The 24537-nt window shown below is 60.4% G+C and carries 22 protein-coding genes; 13 read left to right on the top strand and 9 right to left on the bottom strand.

The features are described from left to right. Positions 1–203: 203 nt before the first annotated feature. Both LDN90_RS15465 and LDN90_RS15460 read left to right on the top strand, forming a co-directional pair. Entirely contained in the window at positions 204–800 is a 597-nt protein-coding gene (locus LDN90_RS15465) for an RNA polymerase sigma factor (RefSeq protein WP_223946299.1), read from the top strand. Next, positions 766–1800 carry a CU044_5270 family protein gene (locus LDN90_RS15460; RefSeq protein WP_142938801.1) on the top strand — a complete coding sequence of 345 codons (1035 nt, stop codon included), beginning with the start codon at positions 766–768 and terminating at the stop codon, positions 1798–1800. The genes LDN90_RS15465 and LDN90_RS15460 overlap by 35 nt, the downstream gene beginning before the upstream one ends. Before the next feature lie 492 nt (positions 1801–2292). On the opposite strand, the gene LDN90_RS15455 is transcribed toward LDN90_RS15460, so the two are convergent. After that, complete coding sequence (locus LDN90_RS15455) at positions 2293–2994, bottom strand: AbiV family abortive infection protein (RefSeq protein ID WP_142938802.1); 702 nt, start codon at positions 2992–2994, stop codon at positions 2293–2295. 96 nt (positions 2995–3090) lie between these two features. On the opposite strand from LDN90_RS15455, the gene LDN90_RS15450 reads away from it, so the two are divergent. The 8 genes from LDN90_RS15450 (at position 3091) to LDN90_RS15415 (ending at position 11718) form a co-directional block, all read left to right on the top strand. After that, entirely contained in the window at positions 3091–3549 is a 459-nt protein-coding gene (locus tag LDN90_RS15450; protein ID WP_142938803.1) for a hypothetical protein, read from the top strand. Positions 3550–3712: 163 nt separating this feature from the next. Then, positions 3713–4627, top strand: a complete 915-nt coding sequence (locus LDN90_RS15445) for a hypothetical protein (RefSeq protein ID WP_142938804.1) — start codon at positions 3713–3715, stop codon at positions 4625–4627. Positions 4628–4645: 18 nt separating this feature from the next. Next, positions 4646–4783 carry a hypothetical protein gene (locus LDN90_RS15440; RefSeq protein ID WP_160147642.1) on the top strand — a complete coding sequence of 46 codons (138 nt, stop codon included), beginning with the start codon at positions 4646–4648 and terminating at the stop codon, positions 4781–4783. Between the two features lie 15 nt (positions 4784–4798). After that, entirely contained in the window at positions 4799–5200 is a 402-nt protein-coding gene (locus tag LDN90_RS15435) for an SHOCT domain-containing protein (RefSeq protein WP_223946298.1), read from the top strand. Positions 5201–6074: 874 nt separating this feature from the next. After that, a complete protein-coding gene (locus LDN90_RS15430; protein WP_223946297.1) occupies positions 6075–6893 on the top strand; it encodes a nuclease-related domain-containing protein in 819 nt (272 codons plus the stop codon). 502 nt (positions 6894–7395) lie between these two features. After that, complete coding sequence (locus LDN90_RS15425) at positions 7396–7848, top strand: hypothetical protein (protein ID WP_223946296.1); 453 nt, start codon at positions 7396–7398, stop codon at positions 7846–7848. 54 nt (positions 7849–7902) lie between these two features. Next, positions 7903–11052 carry a hypothetical protein gene (locus tag LDN90_RS15420; RefSeq protein ID WP_160147643.1) on the top strand — a complete coding sequence of 1050 codons (3150 nt, stop codon included), beginning with the start codon at positions 7903–7905 and terminating at the stop codon, positions 11050–11052. 9 nt (positions 11053–11061) lie between these two features. Then, positions 11062–11718 (top strand): uracil-DNA glycosylase, encoded by a 657-nt coding sequence (locus tag LDN90_RS15415; RefSeq protein WP_142938808.1) that lies wholly within the window; start codon positions 11062–11064, stop codon positions 11716–11718. Between the two features lie 75 nt (positions 11719–11793). On the opposite strand, the gene LDN90_RS15410 is transcribed toward LDN90_RS15415, so the two are convergent. From LDN90_RS15410 to ung, 7 genes are all read right to left on the bottom strand, one after another. After that, positions 11794–12210: a hypothetical protein gene (locus LDN90_RS15410; RefSeq protein ID WP_142938809.1), complete on the bottom strand. Its 417-nt coding sequence runs from the start codon at positions 12208–12210 to the stop codon at positions 11794–11796. Further along, the gene (locus tag LDN90_RS15405) at positions 12182–12481 is read right to left on the bottom strand and encodes a DUF4193 domain-containing protein (protein ID WP_142938810.1); all 300 of its coding nucleotides are present in this window, start codon (positions 12479–12481) and stop codon (positions 12182–12184) included. The genes LDN90_RS15410 and LDN90_RS15405 overlap by 29 nt, the downstream gene beginning before the upstream one ends. A gap of 149 nt (positions 12482–12630) precedes the next feature. Further along, on the bottom strand, positions 12631–13383 hold the full coding sequence (locus LDN90_RS15400) for a PP2C family serine/threonine-protein phosphatase (protein WP_142938811.1): 753 nt from the start codon (positions 13381–13383) through the stop codon (positions 12631–12633). Continuing rightward, complete coding sequence (locus tag LDN90_RS15395; protein WP_142938812.1) at positions 13384–14064, bottom strand: VWA domain-containing protein; 681 nt, start codon at positions 14062–14064, stop codon at positions 13384–13386. A gap of 36 nt (positions 14065–14100) precedes the next feature. After that, a complete protein-coding gene (locus LDN90_RS15390) occupies positions 14101–16473 on the bottom strand; it encodes a hypothetical protein (protein ID WP_142938813.1) in 2373 nt (790 codons plus the stop codon). Then, positions 16473–16841 (bottom strand): helix-turn-helix domain-containing protein, encoded by a 369-nt coding sequence (locus LDN90_RS15385; protein WP_223946295.1) that lies wholly within the window; start codon positions 16839–16841, stop codon positions 16473–16475. The genes LDN90_RS15390 and LDN90_RS15385 overlap by 1 nt, the downstream gene beginning before the upstream one ends. Before the next feature lie 553 nt (positions 16842–17394). After that, positions 17395–18018 (bottom strand): uracil-DNA glycosylase, encoded by a 624-nt coding sequence (gene ung, locus LDN90_RS15380; RefSeq protein WP_142938815.1) that lies wholly within the window; start codon positions 18016–18018, stop codon positions 17395–17397. Positions 18019–18497: 479 nt separating this feature from the next. On the opposite strand from ung, the gene LDN90_RS15375 reads away from it, so the two are divergent. Together LDN90_RS15375 and LDN90_RS15370 are read left to right on the top strand one after the other, a co-directional pair. Then, positions 18498–19322, top strand: coding sequence for a hypothetical protein (locus tag LDN90_RS15375; protein ID WP_223946294.1), 825 nt, complete (start codon positions 18498–18500; stop codon positions 19320–19322). A gap of 65 nt (positions 19323–19387) precedes the next feature. After that, a complete protein-coding gene (locus tag LDN90_RS15370) occupies positions 19388–20086 on the top strand; it encodes a DUF6308 family protein (protein ID WP_142938816.1) in 699 nt (232 codons plus the stop codon). Between the two features lie 90 nt (positions 20087–20176). Here the strand turns inward: LDN90_RS15370 and LDN90_RS15365 are convergent, their stop codons facing one another. Then, on the bottom strand, positions 20177–21388 hold the full coding sequence (locus LDN90_RS15365) for a hypothetical protein (protein WP_223946293.1): 1212 nt from the start codon (positions 21386–21388) through the stop codon (positions 20177–20179). A 444-nt stretch (positions 21389–21832) separates the two neighbouring features. Here LDN90_RS15365 and LDN90_RS15360 point away from each other — a divergent pair, with 444 nt between their 5' ends. Then, entirely contained in the window at positions 21833–24496 is a 2664-nt protein-coding gene (locus LDN90_RS15360; protein WP_142938818.1) for a UvrD-helicase domain-containing protein, read from the top strand. Positions 24497–24537 lie beyond the last annotated feature (41 nt).

Raw genomic sequence — 24537 nt, 5'->3', positions numbered from 1 at the left:
GTCCGGCTGGACGTATGGCCACGGTAGCGGCCAGCCGTAGGGCCTTAAGAGGATCCCCGAGCAGGTAAGACCGTGCCGCCCACGCAGCCCGACTACTGGGAAAGGTAGAACGCGCGTTGGCCAGCTGTACGCTTCGGTAGGGGAGCTATCGCAAGGGGAAGCAACCCCGTGAACCCTTTTCCGGCCAACGGGCAATACATAGTGTGAGCACAGACAACGACATCATCAGGCGGTCACGCGACAGCCCCGCAGCTTTCGGGGAGCTATACGACAGACACGCCTCAAGCATCTACAGATTCGCCGCGAGACGGGCCGGCGAATTCGTTGCCGACGACGTTACGTCCGAGACTTTCCTGGTTGCTTGGGAGCAACTGGAATCCTACGACCCGGACAGGGAGGATGCCCGGCCTTGGCTTTTTGGCATTGCCACCAATCTCCTGCGGCGACACCACCGCGCTGAAACCAAGGTCCTTAAAGCGGCCGCAAAAGCAGCCCTAAAAGACTCTGTCGCAGATGATACGGAGCGTATCGCTGCGCGGGTTGACGCTGTAGTGGCGTCCGGACGCATTGTTGGTGCCCTGAAGTCTATGGCTGCTATCGACCGGGAGACGCTGTTGCTCTACGCCTGGGCCGACTTGACCTATGAAGGCATCGCCTTGGCTATGGATGTCCCTGTGGGGACCGTCCGCTCCCGCTTGAACCGTGCTCGTAGGACCCTTCGGACCGAGCTGAACCTCGAAATACTTGATGAAACGGAGAACGACCATGGACGACTTGCAGCTGCTCCGCGAAATGCGTAACGACATCGGCACCCCGCCGCAGGCCGCTCTGGCGCGCGGGCGCAATAAAGTCATGGACAAAATCAGCCAGGCCTCTGCTGCTCCCACAGCTGTCGCACCCGCAGCGGCCACTGTTACGCCCATCCGGTTCAAGCGCCGCATACTCTTCGCTTCGGCCGCTGCCGCTTTGCTCGTAGGCGGAATGGTGGTCGCGGACGTAATCAAGCCGACTGGCCCTGGAGCTAGCGCCCAAGCCGCCGAAGTTCTGAACAAGGCAGCGGCAACAACCATCCGAACAGCTGACCCCGTTGTAACCCCCGGACAGTACCTGAAGATTCAAAGCACCAACCTGTGGGCCTCGGCCGCAGTGGACGAAAACCGAGAAGAATATCAGTGGCTGGATACGGAAAAGCAGACCATGTATATCCCGGCCGACAGGAACCAGGAATGGGTATGGGAACGCTCAGGCCGGATCCCCACGACATTCTTTGATGACGTGTCGAAGGCGTATGTAGAACGCACTCAACCTGGCGGCCCGAAGGCATACGTCCTGCGCGGGGCGAACGGAGCCTTCTACGGGCCAGGAAGCGATTCCACATTCCCTTCTCTCAGCTACCTTGACTCCCTGTCCAGGGATCCCCGAATGCTTCTGGATGACATCTATAAAAAAACCTCGGGAAAGGGTCAGTCAGTTGACGGTGAAGCACTAGTCTTCATCGCCGATCTGCTCCGCACTGGAGTCGTTCCCGGCGATCTCCGCGCCGCGCTGTACAAGGCAGCTGCGCTGATCCCAGGAGTGACGGTCACCGATGAACAAGCAACCCTCGACGGCCGCAAGGGCATAGCCATAGGCCGTGTAGAAAATTCCTCTCATTTCCGGCAAGACATCATCATCGATCCCCAAAACGGGCTTCCCATTGGGGAGCGGCAAGTCCTCACCGAACCACGAGGCACGATGCCAGCCGGAACGACGACCGCATGGACAACGGTAGAAACCACAGTCTCAAACAACGCTCCCTAGTTGCACTGCAGATGTCCGCCTCCGTCACGCACAAGGGGCGGAGGCGGACGTCTCGTAACATTTAGGTCATCGCAGCCTAAATAATGCGGCACCAGTAGAGGATCCTGCATTGGGAGAGCTTCAAAGTCGACCCGACAGCCCGGGATATGGGCAATCGCGCGGCTGAGCACTCCCTGGCCGCTGCCCGTCTGGACAAGCACGAGGGCGTCGCGGCGAGCGGCAGGACCTGGTCGTCCAGCATCGGATTGCCCGGCTCCATCGAGAAGCCCCTCCGCCCATCGCCATGGTCGGTCCGGCAGTCATGTTCCCTATTGCTCTGACGGCGTGGTCGAGGAGAGTGGTTAGCTCCGCCGTCTGAAGCCGAACTTGATGTTCATGTGATGATCGCACCCTTTCGCCTGGTATTGCAGCGGTTGCAGTATCACTCTTCATGCCGTTATTCGCACTCCTCCGGGTCCATGTCCTTAAGTATGAATGCGTTGCGTCGGCTTCCTACGCCTCGGGATCCATCCAGTAATCGCCGCGTTTGAACTCTTCTGGCGCGGTAGCCCAGTCGTCGGGGTGGGAGATGGGCAGCAGTCGATGCTGCTGCTCGTGAGTGCTGTCGTACGGCGTCGCCGCGTAGAACTTCATCCGGCTGTGGTCTTTGATGAGCAACATCTCGATAACCTGAGCTGCGGTCTGCAGGTCCTCGGCGATGTTCCCGGAGGTTATGTCAGTGGGGGAGAGGACAGTCTCGCCGGTCCCATCCATGTCCACGTAGAAGCCCGCCATCTTCTCGTCGTTGGCGCGCTGTCCCGCTGCTGTGGCCTTGCTCTTCCTCTCAGCAAAGAAGGCTTCCCAGCCGTCCTGTGAGTCCTCCTCTGGAGACTCGATGCAGTCGTAGTCGCCCCAGAATGCTGCGAGGTCCTGACCGAAGACGAAGGCGTCCATGTATTTGGTCGCGTGGTGACGCCCGTGGGTTTTCAGCTTCGCTACTTCCTTTGGTGCCTCAGCGCCCGTGTTCCAGGACCTTTCAAAGGTCTCGTAGATCCACAGGGCTTTGCCCAGTTCCTCCTGGGCAAGGACAGTGAGTGATCGAGCTCGGCCGAATGACTCGCGTTCAAGCAGGGCATGTGCGTCGGCGATCAAGCCGGTGGCGTTGTCCATCAGGGCCTTCCAAAACTCGCGGGCTGTGCTCGGGGTCATCTCCATGCAATTCATTCTCGTGCACGAGCACACCCCGGCGATGCTGACGCCTCGCCGATTAGCAGCACTCACTGCCGCAGATTGGCACGTATGGTTGAGCCCATGGTCGATACCCTCGATGCCGAGAAGGAGCAATTCTTCCGGGTAATGGCATTGCACAAGTACTTTCTCAATGCTGATTTTGCGCGCGATGTGTTCATGCGCCGGACAAATCGAGAGCAATCGCCAGCCGGGGTCGACTTCGCCTCTTCGATGGACGACTCGATCGCACTCAGTCTCTGGTACGCAACTGTGTACGTTGTAATCGAAGGATGGCGCGCTACAGGGATCTCCGATTCGGAGGTTGATGCGCTCCTTGGAGATGACCGTGTCGACGATCTGCGTCGTTTTCGCAACCAGATCTTCCACTACCAGCCGGCGTACGACAATCCCAAGCTTCTCGAGTTCTTAGGAACCGAGGATGCGGATGCTCAAGAGGCAACCGCCTGGATCCGGCGCACACACGCGGCGCTGGGTAGAGCTATCGCGCAGGCATTGCAGGGCCTCGTCGATCCCAAGTGAGCGGAGGGAAACAGCGCGCCTGGCGATCGCCGGCGTCCACGTGTCCCGACGATCATGGACCTATGGACTTGAGCAATGTATCGCTTTCAAGCCCGCGCTCTTCCCGTTGGTGTCCCCGGCGCGTTCCCTCGATTTGTCCGGTGCTCTGGGCGAGGATCAAAGAATGAGCGCGGCCGAGACTGACACTGTTCCCGATGACCAGACTCCTGAGCCTGGGAGACTGCTGACGCGGGTACCGGGGCGGGCACGGCCCCAGAAGCAGGCCCTCCGGGAGTTCGAGGAGGGTGTCGCCCAGTTGCGTCAGCAGTACGACCCGGTATTCTGGCCGCTCTTCGTCCCGGAAGCCAAGAACATGTTTCGCTGGCGCGTCCAGTTGGAGTGCGGATGTACGCACGAGGTCTACACGCACGGCGAGGATAAGTATCCGGACGATCGCCGCTACCTCGACCGCTTCACCCGAGGCCGGTTTCCCGCCGACGAGTACTGGTGCCCGACCAACCACGGACCTGCTCAGAAGCCGTATCGGGACATCGTCGAGTGGGTCGATCGCAAGGTCATGGAGTTCCCGGCGGACCCTGTGGAGCCGGAATACGACTGGATGGACGCCGAGGACTGGGCGAAGATCCGGAAACCCAAGCCACACTCGTCGGCGTTCTGGCGGGTCAAGCTCTCCTGCGGGCACTATGAGCAAGTCTGCACTGATGTGGATTGGAAGCTCGAGGACGGGCCCAAGCTGGTGTCCGAGGAGCGCATCGTGGAAATCCGCCGTGATTTCGAGGAAAGCTGGGCGGCAGCGGATAATCCTGGATGGCCTGAAAAGGGTTTCGAGCGAGACCACATCCGGAAGATGATCGATCTGCGCTGGCCGCGCCCCGAGCCCGAGAGGGACTGCTTCACCTGTACGCAGGTGCGGCGGATCACTGGCTATCAGCGGATCGGCTGGCTCGTTACGAGGACGAGGCCGGCACCGCGCCCGTCGACGAACCTCGATCGGGAGAAGATCGAGGCTCGACTCGCCGCGGCGGAGGCTGAAGTCCAGCGGCTGCGCAAGCAACTCGACAACCCCGACAACGCTTGAATCCACAACGACGCGATCTTGCCTTCGTATTTTGGGAAGGGTCGCAAGGACTACACCCCCGATGGGAACGGGAAGCGGACCAAGGACGCCTATGACGAGTTCAGCGATCGACAGTTCATCGCGTTCACATCAGGGATGTTCTATGAGTATTCGTAGGGCTATCCTCGGCAGATGAACCAACATGCAGTACCGACCGAACCAGGCCATTACATATTCGCGTTCAGCCTCAGTCGAGGGTGGCTCCGGATAGCTGGGACGGGTGCAGTTGCTGCGGTGGTTATTGCCGTCGTGGCAAACGCAACGGAGCCGTTCCGAGCCCCCTTGGGAATCGGGCTAGGCGTCCTGGCAATAACCCTACTCATCGCATTTGCCATCGAAGGTTCATCACGACGGCAGACGCAGGAACCAGCGGCAGCCCACGCCCGCATGGGCGGGCATCGGATGTTGCTTGGCAACGTGCGGGGCAGAAGGTCCTTGGCGGCAGAACTGGCTCTCCTTGCAGAACTCCATGCGAAGGGTGCACTCTCTGACGAGGAATTCAGTGCCGCCAAGCTCCGTACCCTTGCGGACTGATATCCAGCGGTTGCTTCGTCAGTCTCTTAGCGACTTCAGGGGCGACTTCGGCCAAGAATTTGCCCATCGTCCCCCGCAGCGAGGGAAAAAGAAGGCCCACCGATGGGGGACCGGCAGGCCTTCAGCACTCCACGCTACAGCGGCGCGCATTGAATATCGACTGGACTAAGGGGTCAAACGAAGGAGCAACAAGTTGTTGTTCTTCTCGTTTCCTGGGGCATGGATAGGGGTTGTTTCCGGCGTTGGAAACGCCGCCCGCCGCACGGAAGAGTGCACTATTCAGCTGCTGCTATCCGCGCGACCGGGGGCTCGGCGCTCGGTCGCAGTGTCCCGGACGCATTGGGGGGACATTGATACTCTGGGCAGAGGGGAAAGGGGGAACAGAAATGGGTCTTAGAAGTCTTTTTCGGCGAAGAGGCGCAACCGCGGCACCCATAACTCCAGTCGTGGCGGCGGAACGTGTCCCGGGCGCGCCCATGTCACCGGAGCTCCAAGCGGAACTGCGGGAAGCGTGGGCAGAACTAACTGAGGCTGCCAAAGCATCGAAAGTGACAAACTTCCACGCCTGTACACGTACGGCCCGGCACTGGACCGAGGACCCGGCGGCAGTCAGGGCCATAGCGGCCACACTCCGTGAATTCCCGGATACAGACAGCCAGCAGACAACATAGTGACCTACGGGCCGTTCGCCCGAGGTCATCACAGCTGGCCGGAAGGCCGGCGGTGCGAGATTTCCACTAAGATCCTGGGGCAAGTTTGCAAGGTCTGGACGTTGCCGTGGGCGAGGATTGAGCCATGGTAAACGTATCCGCGGTTTAACCGCCGTGATCTACAAGCAGATTGGGTCCGTGTCGATGCTCCACCCTGTGTCCTCATGAAGAAGATGAGGCTCCGGTACGCCGGAGCGTGTCGGCTGTGCGGTGCATCTCTTCCGGCCAGGACGGAAGCGATCTACGAGAGCGAGACGAAGACCGTCCGATGCTTGGAGTGTGCCACCGAGACCCCGGAAACAACCCCCGACCTGGAACGACTTGATGATAAGTCGTTGTCGGCTGTATCCGGAGTAGCTGGGTCGTCAGCCCGACGCGAGTATGAGCGTCGCAAAGCGAAAGATGAGGAAAAGCTCCGCGAGAAGTGGGGCCCATTCGGGGGCATCGCAGTCACCCTCTCTGACGAACGCCAAAGCACCAAGTCCTGGGATCGAGGCGCGATTGGCGAGGAACGCCTCGGCGCTCGGCTGGATGCCCTGGCCGCCGATGGCCTGGCCGTCCTTCACGACCGACGCATCCCCGGATCGAAGGCCAACATCGACCACATTGCCATCACTCCCAGTGGAATCTGGGTCATCGACGCCAAACGGTACAAGGGACGGCCTGAACTGAAGATCGAGGGTGGCATCCTTCGCCCCCGCGTCGAGAAGCTCCTCGTCGGCCGACGTGATTGCACGAAACTGGTCGATGGGGTGCTCAAACAGATCGACGTCGTGCGAGACCTCGTCGGGGATGTTCCGGTCACCGGGGCGCTGTGCTTTGTTGAAGCCGACTGGCCGTTGATCGGAGGCGCATTCTCGACCCATGGCGTTCATGTACTCTGGCCGAAACGGCTGGCCAAAGTGCTTGTAGAAGAGCCCGCCGGCGACCTTGACGTGGCGAGGATGCGTGAGACGGTTGCCTCCCGGTTCAAGCCTGCTTGAGTCAGGTGCCCACGTTCCAGGCCGCTCGGAACCATACCGAGGGGACAGCTTACGGGAAGGAAGCCAGGCATCGATGGATAGTGAATTTCAGTCCGGCCGCCTGCGCAGGATCCCATGATGAAGCATCGGCCGCCTCGCCGTCGGAGCATCTTCCGCTGTCGCCTTCTACGCCATGGGTTACGGTCTCCGAGTCGGTAGCACCAAGGTTCAAACGCTGTGTCGGTGCCGGACAGTACCTTTATAGCAATTGCTGACCACATCCGAAGCGTGCACTCGAGATCCAGGAGAACCGCCACATGACACCGATAAGCGGCGACGGACATCGCGCCGCGCTGCACCAAAAGAGCCGGGGCACTGCGAATGCCGTGAGCGGTGACGTTCACGGCTGGACTCCTGACATGCGTGAAACGATATGAACAATCGCCGCATGCGCCTTGGGGATTTCTCTCAGCTCGCTAGACAATGCCGCGAGAGCGGGTACGGATTCGCCCAGTTTCGGCAGATGCCGAGCGTCAGCCAGCTTCGCTGGCCAGATGATGTTCTGGAGCAATGGGTCTTCGACCACGCTGAGAATGTTTCATTCCTGAATGACTACGGGGAGGTCGATCTCACGCAGATCGATTGGCAGGTCGAAGACTTGCCCGTCGACGATTTCATGGAAATGCCGACAGGACCGTCCGACCGAGGAGCCATCGAGGATTTCGCGGAGAATCCGGACCACTGGATCGCCGTGCGCAGGTACGGCGTGCACATGGGTGTGGAGCTGTGTTGGGAAGTCCACGGCACCTGGAAGCGGTGGCCGATCGTGCTGGACCGGGACCTGGTTAATCCAGGGGATCTCAGACTTCAGCTTGTCGAAGGGCGCACCCGTGTGGGCATCCTGCGCGGCCGTCGACGGCGGGGGAGCGTGGTCGCAGACAGGCATCTGGCCTGGGTCGGCCGCCGACGAGCATGAGCGGCCAGACACCAGCCCGCGGCGCGGCGATCAACGCTCATCATGAGATGCACTATGAAATCCTCACCTATCCGAAAGCCCTCCACCTTGACCTCGCCAACCCAGCTCGCCACTATGATCCGCTTTCACCTAGAGACCCTTGGCGAGACTAACGCGCATCACCCGTTCGAGCAGCTATGTCTCGGTCTGACCCGCCGTCGCATCGTCAGCAACGTCTTGCCTGCGACGGGCCCGGTCTCAGCCGGCGGCGACGGAGGACGTGACGCCGAGAGCTTCTGGAGCCTGGTGGCCAAGGAGCTGCCGGACACGTCACTCTTCACCGCTCTTGCCACTGAGGACGCGGTTGTCCTCGCAGTGACAGCGCAGCGCGAGAACGTTCCGTCTAAGATCCGGTCTGACCTTGCGAAGATCTGCGGCAAGGGGGAGCCAGTCGACCGCGTCATTTATTTCACGGTGACGCCTGTCGACACGGCGAAGAGGCATGAGCTCCAGGCACACGCGCGCGAACAGCATTCGATTGGACTGCAGATCTGGGATGCGCAGGCGATCGCGAACGAGATCGCCAGTGCGGACCTGTTCTACCTCGCCGTCGATTTCCTCCATCTACCATCCTCCATCGCGCCCGCGCGCGGAGAGTCCAGTGATGAGCTCCCTGACTGGTATATCGAGGAACGCGATCGCTGGCGAACACCCTCAGACCGCTCAGGCTCGATGGGGGAGTTCGTCGACCTGCGGGAAGGCCTTCGGTTCTCCAGCCTAAATCCCGAAGCGCGTGCCGACCTACCCGACTGGCTCGCTTCGGCGCGGGTACTGAGAGATGCAGCACATAGAAGAGACGATGTGCTCAACCGCATCGACTACGAAATCATCCTCGCAACCGGGTTCGGGCTCAACACACTGAAGCCTGTCGACGGGATCCTCCGCGGCTACTTCGGGCGGCTATCCTCCCAAGCATCCGACTCCGGCGTGCTGGTCGACGCCATCACCCTGCTGCGCCTCGTGCAGGCGACGTTGCCGCGAGGCGGGACCACCATCACATCGGAAGAAGCGGAAGCGTGGACCGAGGACTTGGAGAGGGTGCTTGAAGCCAAGCTGCGTGCAGCGCCCGGGATGAATGCGAAGGTGGGCCTGCTGTCAGCCGGTGCGATCCTCGCTCTTGGTCCCCGGGGCTTCACGCCGGAGGAGCTCGACGACGTCTCCGGCCCTGGTCCGTTGATGTCGGAGATCCACCAGAAACTGAGCGCCGCCAAGCGGGAAGGACGCGGGCTCCCGGCTGTGCCGTCCGACGCGGAGCTGCGCGACCTCGAAGCAGGCATGAGGCATTTGGTCGACCTCGTGGAGACCCTGCCGGCGGCTCCGATGGTACCCCTAGATGAACTCATGTCGATCTTCGATTTCACAGCGCCTGCCCTGATCGACCACCCTGACTATCTCAAGGTGCGCCAAGCGCTGGACGATGTAACGATCGAGCGCTCGGGGCGGGCTTCGGCAGGAGATCGGGCACAAAGCCGCGCCATGGCTCTGCTCCAAGGAGGCCGGGCCTTGGACGCCCTTCGTGAGATTCATTCCGCGAAGTTCAGCTGGCTCAACGGCGACGCTGCCGAGGGCGCGGCCATCATGATGCTGCTCGCGTCGGCCGTATACAGCGACCTCGGACTTCCGCTGGCCGCGAAGCAGTACGCGATGAGCGCGGTATCGGTCGCAAGAATGAGCGGCGGCCCCGATCTCGCCGTCCTCGTGGCCCGGGGCATCATCTTGACTGCGACGTACGAGCACCAGGCCGGCCAGTGGCTAACCGCCACCGAAACGTTCAAAATCGGGATCTGGGCGCAGGCGCAACTGGCGGGTGATCCGTGGAGCTTCGAGCGCTATCCGTATTTCATGGACATGCTGATCGACCAGTGCCACGTCCTGCGGGCCGCGTCTTCGCTTCGCCCCGGGCTGTTGCCTGCCATCGAACGCGTGGTCCAGTCCACCCAGCTCGACGAGCTCGTCGCTCCGATGCTGGCCTCGGTCGCACACATTGAGCCCCCCGGAGAGGATGAGACCGCAGACGCGGCGGACCGCGGGGGCCTTGGGCGGCCCTTCTCCGATGCAGGCCCGGTGCGCGAGTACAGCTGGGCTGCGCTCGGCAACGTGTGGGTCGTAAACGCACCGAACGATCGGATCCATGTGTTGGCGGCCGAGAGGTTCGTGGCTGCTGTGCAGATCACCCTCGCTGACCTCGCCGGCGAGGACCTCCTTCTCGTGCCAGGTGAGATCCGCATCGCGGTTGAAGTCTCTGACCGGCCCGTCAAGCCCGGATCGGTGTTCACCGCGGAGTCGGAGCGCGGCCGTGGCACGGTAGGGCATCGGGTGATCCTCTCCCGTTCGGGAGCGTTGGCACCCGAAGCGGACCAGCTCGAGGTCACCTCCGCGGCGCTCCAGGCGATCGTCACCCAGTCGCTACTCGGGCAGCCGGCATTCATCGCCGTGATGGAGCGGACCTTCGAACGCGGGCTTCCGCACATGCTGACCTGCGTGCGCCCCTACGACGACCTCGTCGACGTTCACAAAGACTCGTTCTACGACGAGATCAGCGGATTGTCAGGGGGTCTCATCGGAGCCGACAGGCCGCGGTCGCCAAAGCCCGCCACCGGACTGCGCAGGAAGCTTCCGGAACATGCATCGGCCTACGACCGTGCCGCGGCCATTGATGCGATCGCCGGACGATACGAGAAAATGCTGCCACCGGTGCGGCTGACGCTCCCGCGGCTTGCTGGGGACCCGGCCTTCATTCAACTTGTGACATCGCTGCGTGCCGAAGGGTGGAAGGACTGGCACCTTCTCCTCGCGGTCGTCAACATTGTGGTCAATGGACGCGCAGCGCAGCGCGGCCTGAACATGACAACCTCGATCACCAAGGCCGACGTCGAACGAGTCAGTTTGCTCACGCAGGAGGAGGAACGGGCGGAGGACCCGGAACCGCCGCTGAAGATTTTCACCGAAGACAGGATGTGGTTTCACCTCTCGAACGCCGCGCTCACGACCGTACGTCGGTGGGGACTGGAGGTGCGCCTCAACCGTGTGGACCCACGATCGTTCCTCGGACTCTTGGGCGACCGCTTCAACTACTGGGACGACGACGTTGAACATGAGCCAATCTTCACGAGTAGCGATGATCACAGCACACCGCACGACGGACCGGGACGGGACGACGGCTAGTATCCAAGGATGGTCAAACAGATGAGGGACCCGGCCTTCAAAGCTGAGCAGTTTGCCGGTGTGCACCTTCCACACGTCACCGCAGTGAACCAGCTGGTCGAGTCCCTCCGGGAGCCTGAGCCTTCGACCGGCCGGGGGTGGGTGCCGTACGTCGCGCCTCTTCATGGGGGCTCAGAGGCCCGGATCCTGAGCATTTTGCGTGATCCCGGGCCGATGACCCACGAGACCATGGGCTCCGGAATGCTGTGCGTGGAGAACGACGACGATTCCGCAGCCCTCCAATGCCAACTGCTCGCCTCGGTGGACCTGACGCCTGCTGACCTGACCCCTTGGAACGCCTACCCATGGTACCGCCACGATCAGTCCAGCGGTCTGAGGAGCCCGCAGATCACGGAAGGGCTGAACCCTTTGGCCCGGTTGATCGACTTGATGCCAAAGCTCGAAGTTGTAGTCCTCCAAGGCGGCGAAGCGCAGACCCTGTGGAAGCGGTTCGCCCGCAAACACCCCCGTGTCGCTGCCCGATATGCAGCAGTGGAAACCTACCACCCCGGCAGGACGGCACTCAGAGACCCTGATCCGACAGTTCGGGAAGCCCGTGCCAACCGCCGTTTCGAAGCTTTTCGCGAGGTTCGTCAGATTCTGGACCGCGGGCAGGATGCCCGCTAGGTCGGGTACATGTGCAGCCATTTATCCATGCCTTCCACGAAGCCATCTGACTTCGGATACGGCAGAGCCAAGCCGCTAGTTGGGCTTTTCGGCCGGCCGGTACCTGTCACCAAAGGCGACCAAGGAGCTCTGGAGCAGCGTCATGCTGCCCAGTATGTCCACTGGCCGGGAACGGGTTTCTGCCGGCAGTGGGCTGACCATCCAGGCGGCGAACACGTTATGAGGAATCTTCAGGCTCATCGCCTGGTCAAAGAGGCGCAGCACAGGTTCGTGGAAGAGCCCATCTTTGAGCTGGAAGCCCGGGCAGAAGGTTCCTTCGCCGATGAATACCCGAACTGCCCGGCGCATGGCCTCCGGGTCGCCGAGGGATTGGAAATGCGTCTCCAGGTCTGCCGCTGTCGGCAGGGTGAATTCTTCGCGGATGCTGTCCCAGATATGCTCCGGGACAGCCGGCCAAAACCGCTCAGCCTTCACATTCGACGCAGTAGGCATGGCCGTCCTTCTCGCTCGCCTTTTGCGAACGGTGGCGGACCAGGAAGCAGGACCAGCAGGTGAACTCATCGTCAGCCTGCGGGATGACCTGGACGACGAGCTCTTCGGCAATGAACTCCCCGCCAGGGGTCAGGCCGTCCAGGGTGTCAGCCTCGTCGAGCTCCTGAACCACGGATTTAGCATCCGGGGCTTTGGCGGACTTCAGGGCCTCCAGGGAGTTTTCCTGGGATTCCTTGACGTCAGTGCGCAGTTCATCGTAATCGGTTGCCACGAAAGTGCATCTCTTCTCTGTTGAAGGGGTATTACCGGTCCTGCAACTTCCGCCTTCGCACACAGCGGCATGCGGCCCCGATCGGCAGGGGGCGCGCTGCAATGGCAACGTTTAGCCTTGGATAGAGTCAGCAGGCTTATGCGTCGGCTCTAAGCGAGCTTCCTGGCCAGGACAGCGATCGCACAGTCGTCCTTCGTTGCGACCCGGATCTTAGTATCCACGAGACGGCGGAGTTGTTTCTTGTGCTTAGGATTCTTAGCCTGACGAGTTGGGGCAGACGCGAGCAACTCCACGATTTTTGCACAGGCCGGGGCTAGCCCCTTAGTGCGAGAGTTGTACAGGCTGTTGGCCGTCCCGTCACTCATGAGGATGAAGCCCGTAATACCGTCCAGGCCCCCACGGATGATCCTCATCCCAACGGCCGACCGTTCCGAAGTGAGGAACGTTGTTTGGTTGGCGAATTCAGAATTATCGGGTCCTGAAGCTACCCGTGCAATTCCGTCCTTCACGTACCCGACGACGCCGTCACCCACATGAAGGACAAGGAACTGGTCACCCGCTGTCGCGACAGCCAGGAATGTGCCGGCCAAGTCGCGAATTCCGACCGCACGGCGTTCCGCGACATCATGCAGACGATCGAGTAGGTAATTCACGATCTCAAGCTTTAAAGCGACCCCATCATCGCTCGACACAAAATCTCCGAAACGCTCCGAGAGAAGTTTGCAGCCAGTATCCACGAGCGCTTGCGCACCAAACTCAGAGTGCGTTGCCGAGCCGGCACCGTCGGAAAGACAAACCACTTGCACCCCACTGCGAGCAAGGTAGGCGGTTCGATCTTGACCGCGGCTGCCATCGAGAACGTGCCCTCGTCCCCGAACCTGATAGTGGAATTCTCGAAACAATTAGAGATCCTCGATGCCTCGGATTGAGCCGAAGTCGATCGGCGGCTCGCCCCCAGGCATCGACTGCGAGACTTTTGAAACGGACTTGGAGAGCCACTCGAAGAACTCCTTGAAGTCGATTCCCTTCAAGCGAAGAGGAGGCTTCTCCGGAGTGAATCGACCCAATACATCAAGATCTGCGTCGCTTCCGATCCCGATAGGGAAGACCGTGAGCTTCTTGCTGGCGACCATGCGCGTCACGCGCTGGATCGCCCGCTCCAACTCGCTCTTGTCACCGTTTGGCTGTCCGTCTGTCATAAGTACAAGCCAAGGCTGGAAGTATAGGACGCCGGTGTCGGAGTACAGTGACTTGCGCTTCTCCAGCGTATCGAGGGCGAGGTTCACGCCCTCGCCAAGATGGGTAAGACCGCTCGGCGCAATCGTGATGTCCCGCTGAAGGCCCTCGACACTCGCAAAATCCTGAACGAGGTTGGCTCCGGTGTTGAAAGCGACGACGCTAACCTCTGCGGAGTCGTGAGCATCATCGTCCTCATCGATGGCGTCATAGAAGAGGCCGATGCCCTCAACAAGTTCGCGGATCTTGTCGCCAGCCATTGAGCCACTTGTGTCGATGCAGAGAGAGACCGGGACTCGGGGAGTTGGGTTCTCGACTAGGTCGGCGGCTCGGATATCAAATGTCATTTGTTCAAAATTCCTTTCGGGATGAGTTTAGGGATTTCAACCGTTCCACCACTTCTTCAAGCGCTCCCAGAAGGTCGGCTGCGGCCGAGCACTTGACTTCGATGCCGCCTGTTTGGTGGTCGTGGTGGCTGCGCGTGGAACATTTGGGTAACGCTGCGATGACGCAGGTTGGACGCTCGTAGTCCTCGGTGGGCACTGTTTCTTGATCGCCACGTGAGATTTCGCGACATCAAGTCCTTTGCCCTTGAACCACTCAATGTGGTCGAAGTCAATGAATGATTGACGACAATCTGTGCATAGCCTCAACGGATCGAGTTCATTACCTCGCCTCTCGCACGCGGTGCAACGACCGTAGGAAAGATCCGACTTCAGAACTGACTTCTTGCAGCTCTTGCAGGTTCCCAGCTGACACTGGGAGCAGCGGCCACCGACGAGGTAGCGATGGGGCGTCTCCGTTCCGCATCTCTCACACGTACCGAAGTCACGCTTGCGATTGCAATCTCGGCACCTGCCGTCCTTGAGAGCGCCGGCCGGTCGCGGGGTGCCGCAATCAGAACACCTCGGCCGATTCTGCTGACTACAGTCAAAACACATTCCGGGGATGACGTGATCTTGAGTGGCCTCATTCCATTCCCCCACCAGGGCATTGCGGCGGTTGCACTGTGGACATTCGAGAATCGGAGTTTCAGGTTTGAACGCCTTGAACCTGAAGGGGTAGACATCGTTGGACATTGGGTCGAAGTTCTTGTCGCTTCCGAGCCACCAGCGGTATTGCCGAAATGCTCGGAGCCACTCCTCGGCAGACGGTGGAGAGGTGTACCGCTGGCCTTCCCGATGGAAGGTATTCCAAAACATCTCCTTGAGGCCGCGTGGCATGTGGCTCCACATGTACTTCCAGTTGCCCTCGGGTTGGTCACGATTTGAGCGCTCTCCGACCTGAAACGCAAAATTGCCGTCTTTGATGAGGCGAGCGATGTCACCATCGGACCCCGTACGCGCATAGGGGAACTGGCCCGTGATCAGAACCATGAAGAGCATCGTTGCGACAGCGAAAAGTTCTTCTTCACTCGTCCGCAGTGATTCGGCATACGGGCGGCCAAGTGCAGATGCTGCAGTGAACATTGGAGTCCCGACCGGGCACGGGTATCCATCGACCTGCCAAGAATCTGCATCAATCATCCAGACGTTCTTGCTGGCATCAACGATGACGTTCTTGGGATTGATGTCGCCGACGATCACGTTGAGTGAGTGCAAGTACGACACCTTCTCCAGGAAAGAGATGCAGACATCGACGAGGTCGGCCTTGGTCCACCCGGGGAACGCCTTGAGGAACCGCCGCGGGTTCATAATCACGCGGAACTCATTGCCACGAGCCCTTGGCATCATGTACCCGACGAACTCGCCCGCATCGTTTGTGACAACTGCTTCGGGAAAGCAGATGCCTTGTGAGTACAGACTCCGGGACGCAAACTGTTCGACCTTCGCTTGGCGGTGGCGCGTCACATGGTCTCGGTCGAAGATCTTGACGACTCGATCCCCATGGACTGCATAGGCAGCGCCCTCTCCGCCCTCTCCCAGGAGTTCATCGAGGACCACCGACCCACTGCCCGAAGGGGAGCTGAAGTGGACCTTGTCTCCGACACTTGGAATGGTGGCAACCTCAAGTAATGAGTCGGCCCCCTTAAATGCCGGCTCTCTATCAAAAGGCTCGACCCGGCAGCGAACCCCTGATTCCGCGCTTGGCGACCCGAGTACCGGTGATCCCGTCCGGCGATCCGCCAGCTCCGAGGTTCCGAACTGACCCTTGAAGTCAGCGAGGAGTGGGCTGAGCGCGGCCACTTCTCGCGCATCTCCCTCGTCTTGCTTGCGACGAAGTTTCCGCACCCCACGCTCGTACAGAATTTGGTCGCTCTCGATTCTGACGCGGCCATCGCTGGTCAGAGACCCAGCTACGAGCTTCTTGCTGCTCGTGTGCGACAGCAAGCGGACATGAAGAAGCGGCGTAATATCGTTGATCAGGAGGCACATGTCGTACTGGTTTGCATAGCGTGTGAAGATGGCCTCGAAGACAGAGTCGGCGTAGTGGTTCGAGTCGTGGCCTATGTCGGTACGTACCAGCCCGAGCGCCGCAGCGTCCCCGATGAACCCAAGCGAAACTCCAGCCCGGCGAATCGCCTCTGCTCGCTCCGGGTCAACCTTGCGGCTCTGCTTCGTCAGTTCCTCAACCACGTCGATCGGGATCACGATCGGGTTGTCGTTCAGCCGAATCGTCTGACCACACCGTTGGAGCAGCGCCTTCAGACCACCTCGCCTTTCCGGTCGGTCGTCCATAAATACGCTTGTGTCAATTAAGAGACGGCCGCTAGGACCAACGAAATCAATCGGGTCCAGCAGTTCCTGAGCCGCCATCAACTTTGCTTCCCAAACGTCACGTTGTTCTGGAAAGCTTCCTTCGCATCGTGTGCAAACTCCTCGAGTGCCTTTGCGGTGCGGTGTTGGCTTTCTGTTCTAGCCTTCTCGTATCGCAGGATTGCTGGCGCAGGAATCCGGTGATGACTGGCGACCTTGACGCTGTCGATTTCTCCCGAGTCGATCAACTTCATGAGGGTTGAGCGTGAGATACCGAGCATCCTCGCGGCCTCAGTGGTAGTGAACTGCTCCTTGACTGGAACTACAACGGCACCAGCTCTACCTTCTGCTTCCAATAGTTCAAGGATCTTCTCAGCGCTGTTGCGAGGCAACGAGAACGCAACCTCGATAGGGTCGCCCGGCTCCATCAGAGCGGTTCGAACTGCCTCGATGGCGCTCTCAACATGACCGACCATCACACCTCGTAACTGTCACAAATCCACCTAACTGATGCATCTAAACGGTAACTGTTGCAAGTGTAACGCCAAGTCGACTTTGTCCACCACCTTTTCTGGCTGAGCGGCTACTGTGTCGGATCGTCGGTGAGGCACGCCGGCGGGCAAACCGGCCCTGACCGCACTTGTTGTACACACTAGCGACGGGATGGTTAGGAAGGGATACGCCGCGGTTGTCATCGAGGCGGGCGAACCTCCCGCAGAGGACGAGAACGCCCGGAACAACATGCTGCTGCAGCGCGCTTCGAGCGCGACCGCCATTTTGGGCCGGTCCTCGCGCCCAAGGTCGCCCAGAAGCTCCCTCGACAATACCCTAGAGCCATGCCCACCCGACCAAGCTGTCAGGTCGCTGTCACGAAGTGGCCTCGAATCGACTCCAGTCGATTCGATCAAATTCAGCCAGATCTGCGTTCGCTCGCGAGAACGCACTCGAACCAACAAGAGGGTTCTTGGCATTCAACCTCGCCTATGGATGCGCGGTCTCAATCACGGAGTGAACTGATTCATCGATGAGTTCGCGCTTAGCTTTCGCGGGACCGCCAAAGAGCAGGAATACAACCCGCTTCGATCGACGGCTGAGTGCGCGTATCGCTTCGTCGGTGAAAATCTCCCAGCCCTGGTCCTGATGGGATCCGGCCGCGCCGCGACGGACTGTGAGAGTGGTGTTCAGCAGCAGGACACCCTGTTTGGCCCAGCCATCCAGGTTGCCGTGGGACGGCGGTTCGATCCCGAGGTCGCGCTTCAGTTCCTTGTGGAGCTTCCTCAGCGAGGGCGGCGTGCGCACGCCCTTGTGAACGGAAAAGGCCACGCCGCGCGCCTGTCCAGGACGGTGATAGGGGTCTTGTCCGAGGACGACGACGTCGACACACTCGAACGGCGTCTTGCCGAATGCCGCAAACGTCTCCGACTGCGGTGGGTACACATCACTTGTTTTGCGTTCCGCCTCAACGAACTGCTGCAATTTGCACCAATACCCCTTCTCGAACTCGTCACCGAGCTGGAGGGCCCACTCATCGTGCAACCGGTAGTCCTGTCGCACCGGCTGTTCAGGAACAGAAGCCTCCGGAAAGGGTGGAGTCGAATCGGCCATGATGGCTTGAGTACTCGCTCGAGGAGCACTATTCGGGGTGACTCGCAAAAAGTGAAATATCCGGCACCCAGAAATTCCTAAACGTCGGATATTCTACTTTTTCACAAGCCACCCCTACAAGGGAGCCGAGAACATGCCGACCCGGACGGAAAACGTTCTCAGTCCACACGGTGGATTCGGTGAGTCCTGAGTTGTCCAGGGCGTCCGCCAACCGGACGGCTACGTCTTTCCCCTCATTGGATGATCCAAGAAATACCTTCGACCTATCCACGGTTCTAGGCCGAAGGCTTGATGGGGATGTATGGGACACGGGAGAAATTCCCTATAAGAGCGGAGCTGCATGGGCACACAATAAGAACCTCAGGGAACATGGCATTGCCGACGGTCAGTGGGGCACCTGGGGTTTCAATATCAGGAAGTGACACCTAGTCTGGGACAGAGCCGATGGCCGCGACATTTGCGGACCCAACCACCGGTTCGTGCGTCTTATAACTCTGGTCTTTGGGGGAACCTTGAGTGATCCGGAATACCCGCAGCAGCAACAGCCGCGCGTCTTCGATACTTCGTTCAATTACATGACCGACACCCCTCCAGGGACTGACCCGGGCAGTGGCAGTCCGAATCTCCGGGCGGACCACGAGCTGCTGTGGACCAAGACGCTGAACTCCGGCGTCCTGTTCGAACCGACCGCGCCGCCGAAGCGTACGGACGGCTACCTCATCTTCACCGACCCCTCCAGAGCGATGCATTGGTACGGCAGTGACGCCATCACCCACTCCTACACCGGCCGGGCACGTACGGCGTCTCTGGCGAACGCCATCGCCTCGCTGAATGAGGAGCAGCGGGCCCGCTACCTGAAGCCGCCGTACACCATCGGCAGTGCGATGATCTGGCCCGTCAGGAAGAAGGACCGGCCCACGATGAACCAGGCGAGGGGGCTCAGGTCGCTCATCGCCGACCGGATGGATCTGACCCTGGAGTGCATCCGGCGTCATTACGCAGGAGAACCGGAGAGCCCACTGGCCAATGTCATCAACGCGTACGCGGACTTCTTTGCGTTCTTCGACGGATTCAAGGAGTTCGTGGACTTCTTCCACTTTCAAGACCTCGTGACGCCCGACTACGAAGAGGTTCGGTTCTACCTGCCCTTCGACAACTTCAAGCGTTCCGGGATGCCGGCCACAAAAGACGAGTACGTAACGTACCGGGAGGCCACGCTGGAGTTCATCTCGGCACGGAACCGTCGGATGGCCGCTTGGGTCATGGAGAACCACCCCGGGATTGAGGTACGCCATACAGACTGACTACCCAGCGACGTCGCAGGGTCAGTCAGGGTCATAGTCCGCGCATTGAAGCCATAGGGGGATTCATGGAACTACCAGCCATCCTGAAAGACGAGAACGTCGAAGCCGCAGCCGAACTGCTCCGGCGCTACTACCTTGAACCGTCCACAAAGACGGGGCTGCTCAGTACCGGCAGTTACTTTGATGAATGGGCGAACCGCGGCGACAACCCGGAGGTGAGGGACAGGATCACCGACAGCGACGCTGTCGCCGTGTCCATGCTCAGCGTCAAAGTGCCGGCCCAGGCCATCATCGGACTGCAGGAGAAGCTGTTGTCGGCGAATATACGGGATCTCCTGGCTGATATACCCACCGACGTGAAGATGAGCGACCTCACGGTCGCGGAAGCAGAAGCCACTCTCGGGGAGGGCAGCCCCTCATGGCTGCTCTGGCAGGAGCTGAGACGCACACCCAAAACGCGCTGGGATGTCGGGGCCACCACAGCCAGCAAGATCATGGCGAGGAAGCGACCGCATCTCATCCCCATCTGGGACAAAGTAATTGGGGCAGTCGTGGGCAAAGACAGCTCTGAAGGCCAATGGCTGAATTGGCACAACCTCTTCATGGAAGACCCCGACCTTGCTGGACGATTGGGGCGCATTCACAAGCTTTCTATGGTCCAGACACCCATTTCCGAACTGCGCATCATCGACGCCATCCTGTGGCGCTACGGCAAGGACCATGGCATCAAGGGCGGGCGATCCGGCAAACTCGGAATCACCTGAATCCCGCCAGTGTCAGCCATGCCACGAGGAACCTGGTCGCATAGCGGGCCAGCGCCCGCGCCAAGTTCGTAGCCGGCCAAGGTCTGCTGACTATAGAGCTCCATCGCCTTTCATCATTTGCTGCGCCAAACGAATCGGATCGTTGGGGTCCTGGGCCGACACAATTTCATTAAGCTTCGCTGTTAGGTATGCGAGAAGCTCGCGGTTCCACTCCAGTGGCGACCCGTCAAAGGAAATCGGTCGTTCTCTGCCCGCATTCTGAATGGCACAAACGACCAGACCGTACATCTCCTGTGTGGAGTCGAGGATGAAGTCCTTTAGGGCCGCGTGTTCGGATGCGCCCAGATCACCCTGCTGCTGGTGATGATTACTGTGTTGAAGCAAGCACAGGCTTTGTCCCGCGTATGAAATGTACTTCTCAATGAGCCATTGACCATCCACTTCGTCATTGGTCATGTAGGTCCTCAAGGAGTACCGGTAGAGCATGGGTTGAAGGTACTGCTCCATAAGCGGCCACAGCATCCGGGGGTTGTTGCCGTTTTCAAAGTACCTAAACGACAGCTCTTCCATGGCGGCGTCAAAGGCTGGCAGAGACCGCGCATCCGCAAGGTCAGGTATTCGGACGGCAGGCCTTGAATCCTGGATATGTTTGGGCTCCGGGCGCAGCGGTATGTGGTCCGTTGACGTATTGTCCAGGCTGGGAGTCAGGGCTTTATCAATAATCCGAAGTAGCTCGGATATACCCTCCATCGCCTCGCCGTAGAGGTTTGGTGGGAGCCCTTCCAGCCAGACCGCGATGCGCATTCGATTGCCGTCACGGAACCGGAGCGAGGCAATGAGATTGTTCGAAGGCCCTTGATAGTCGATATGGCTGAGCGCCGGAGCGGACGAGGCGGGCATCAATATGGAGCAGGCGTTGAGTTCTCCAAGCTGAGCAAGTATGGGGCTCCCTTCGGCAGGGTCATCCGCCAAGAGGTCGCTTTCCTCGAAGAATCCGATTACACCGTCCTTTGTAATGAGCCAGCCATCCCATCGCCGCTCTTCTGCCCCTTCCCCAGATACGTAGGTAGCAGGGAGCATTACTCGATCCCCGAGGAAGGACAGGTCGACTGTCTCGAAGTAGCGGTCCGCTCCTTCCGCCATCGCTTTTACTTCGCGCTCCGCTGTTCCTGCCGGATACCCAGCATCGAATACAGCGCCGCCGGCCGCGCCGAATACCCGATCACACATCTCCTGGACGAGAGCTGCCCTGGCGAAGGGATCCTGGTCGTTCTTGAGTTGCTCCTCGTACTTGCTGATCAACCAGGCCGCTTCTGCTCTTCCAACTATCGGTTGGGGAATACCGGGGATCCTGCTGTTACGAGGCAAGTAGGCTACCTGTCCCATAGCGATAGCAATCGCAGGAGGCACACCCAGAGCCTCAAGTCGACGTCGGACATCATCGGCTGCGCCGTCCAGGATTCTCCCCATGGTCATATGATCTGACCCCAATGGTTCAACGACAACCCTAAGCCGAGAAACTCCCTGCCTTGACAGCGGCCGAAACCATGTCTGGTGGAGACGGGCCCGGCGGGAAGAGACCTGGTGCGAAGGATTGCCCCCGTCCCGCTCGGTTTGGTCGTGTTGCCTGTAGGCTGCAGATCAGCACGAACCCGGTGAACGCACTCGACGACACACAATTCCTCGCTGATACCGTGGAAAGAGGGCAAATGGTCTCCTTTTGAACATGTGTGAGTCGGGGGAAGCATGACGGAATGGAAGCCGGGTTGGTGGGCACGCGCGTTCAGAGGTGCCGGGTCATGGGTGCTGTCGATCCGTGAGGGCCGCCTGCGCGTCTGCGGAATCCCCCAGGAGGTGGACGCTGATGTCATCGACGTCCTCGGACTCGCAGTCGATGCAGGCTCAGGGCAGCTCATCGTCACTCTCGTCCACGGGACGGAGACGGTGCTCAATGGGCTGTCTCGTCGCGCAGTGCGTGAGGTCGCCGCGGCGTACCACTCCGAGCTCGATGAGCGACGGCATCTCGCCGCCCTGCTCTCAAAGGCTGAGGAGCAGGGCGAGACGGCGCGCCTGTGGTGGTCCCGGGTGCAAGAGGTGATGAACCGACCCCGGTGGGCGGACCAGGACACGATCGCCGCGCTCGAGGGCTCCCGTCCGGACGTCGCTGTGTGGCTGGCTGCCGACAGCGATCCGAGGCTCTCCGGGCTTCCCAAGGGTAAACGTGAGGACCAGCGTGCCGCAGTCGACGCCTGCCGCACCACTGACTTGTCAAGGTGGGCTGCCCAGCGGAACGAGGCGTTCCTGGAGTGGGAGAAAAACGAGTTGGCGGACTTCTTCCGCAAGGTCGAGAAGTCGCCGTTGACGGAAGAGCAGACGAGGGCGACGGTCTGCTTCGACAACCGGGTGCGTGTTATCGCGGCCGCGGGCTCCGGGAAGACGTCGACGATGGTAGCCCGCGCCGGGTATGCGATCCGGCGTGGCATCGCCCAGCCGACGGAGATTCTCGCCCTCGCATTCAACAAAAAGGCAGCCGGTGAGCTTTCGGAGCGGCTCTTCTCCCGCCTCGGCGATGATGGTGCCGGCGTGGCGTCGAGCACGTTCCATGCCTTCGGGCTGCGTATCATCGGCGAGGCCACTGACCGCAAGCCGTCCCTTCCCGATGACCTGACCGCGGACAACGGGATCGGGCGGCTCGCGAGGATCGTGGATGTCCTCCGCGACCAGGACCAGGCCTTCCGGCGGGACTGGGACCTCTTCCGGCTCGTTTTCGGCCGGCAGCTTCCGGATCTCGGTGATGAAGCCGATCCTGAGAAGTCGGACAGGAACACAGGTATTAACGGCTTCGGCACTCTCGCTGGAGAGGTCGTCAAGAGCCAGGAAGAGGTGATGATCGCCAACTGGCTCTTCCTCAACGGCGTCCGATATGAATACGAGCGACCCTACGCGCACGACGTTGCGGACGCGCACCACCGTCAGTATCAGCCGGACTTCTACTATCCGGACACCGACGTCTGGCATGAGCACTGGGCGCTCGGTTCAGACGGCAACCCGCCGCCACATTTTGACGGGTATGCCGAGAGTATGGCGTGGCGGCGTCAGACCCACAATCGATACAGCACAAGACTTATCGAGACAACCTCGGCAACCATCCGGGACGGGTCCGGGTTCGAGCACCTCGAACAGGAGCTCCGCCGACACGGAATCCAGCTCGAGGAAGACCCCTACAGGGAGGCACTCGGGGAACCGCCGATCAGCGACCAGGCGATGCTGGCGCTGACACGGTCCTTCATGTCACACGCGAAGGGCAACCGCCTCACCCCTGATCTGCTGGCGGAGCGGGCCGGCCGGACTTTGCGGGCCAGGCTCTTCACTCGCCTGTACGGCGTCGTCCTCGCCGAATGGGACAGCCAGCTCCGCGCTGCGGGCCAGATCGATTTCGAGGACATGCTGAATCTCGCCACCGATCACGTAGAGTCCGGCCGGTGGATGAGCCCTTACCGGCTCGTCATGGTCGACGAGATGCAGGACACCAGCGCTGCCCGTGCGGCGCTGGTGAGGGCGCTGATGAAGACTCCTGGAAACTACCTGTACGCGGTCGGCGACGACTGGCAGTCCATCAACAGGTTCGCGGGCTCAGACCTCAGTGTGATGACCCGCTTCGATAATTGGTTCGGGACAGCGTCCACCATCTGGCTGGACCGCACCTTCCGGTCCCCGCAGTCCCTGTGCGATGTCGCCGGTGGGTTCGTGATGAAGAACCCCAATCAAATCTCCAAGAACGTCCGATCTTCAGCGCCGGAGACTGACGAGACGGTGTGCGCCGTCAGTGTACGGGAGCGCAGCCACTACGGATCGGTCGTTCGGCAGCACCTGACAACCCTTGACTCAGAGCTCACTGAGCCGGCCACTGTGCTGCTGCTCGGCCGGTACTCCCGGTCCAAGGACGATGTCATCTCGGCGCTGGAAGCCAGATACGCCAACCTGACCATCGAGTTCAACACCGTGCACGCCTCAAAAGGAAAGGAGGCAGACTACGTCGTTGTGCTCGGCCTTGAGAGGAACGGATTCCCCAGCATTGTCGAGGATGATGCTCTCCTGCAACTGGCCATGGCCGCCCCCGACTCCTACCCACACGCAGAAGAACGACGCCTGTTCTACGTCGCACTGACCCGTGCCAAGCGCTCAGCGCTCCTGGTCACGCGCGCCGGTAGGGAATCAGCGTTCCTCCTCGAGTTGGCCGGAGATCGTGTCGTCAAGATCCGATCCGCGACAGGCGACGATATCACCCCAGTGGTCTGCCCGAAATGCAAGAAACACACGATGAGGGAACGCAAAGGGCGCTACGGCCGGTTCTTCGGCTGCACCGGGTACCCGACCTGCAAAGGAACGATGAAACTCGCCGATAGTTAGGGACAAGGATGCCTTCCATGTTCCGAGGCGCACGTTCTACG

The organism is Arthrobacter sp. NtRootA1 (assembly GCF_019976975.1).
GTDB classification, from domain to species: domain Bacteria; phylum Actinomycetota; class Actinomycetes; order Actinomycetales; family Micrococcaceae; genus Arthrobacter; species Arthrobacter aromaticivorans.
Note: the sequence above shows the minus strand (reverse complement) of the source record. Positions and strands in the feature narration are given on the sequence as shown.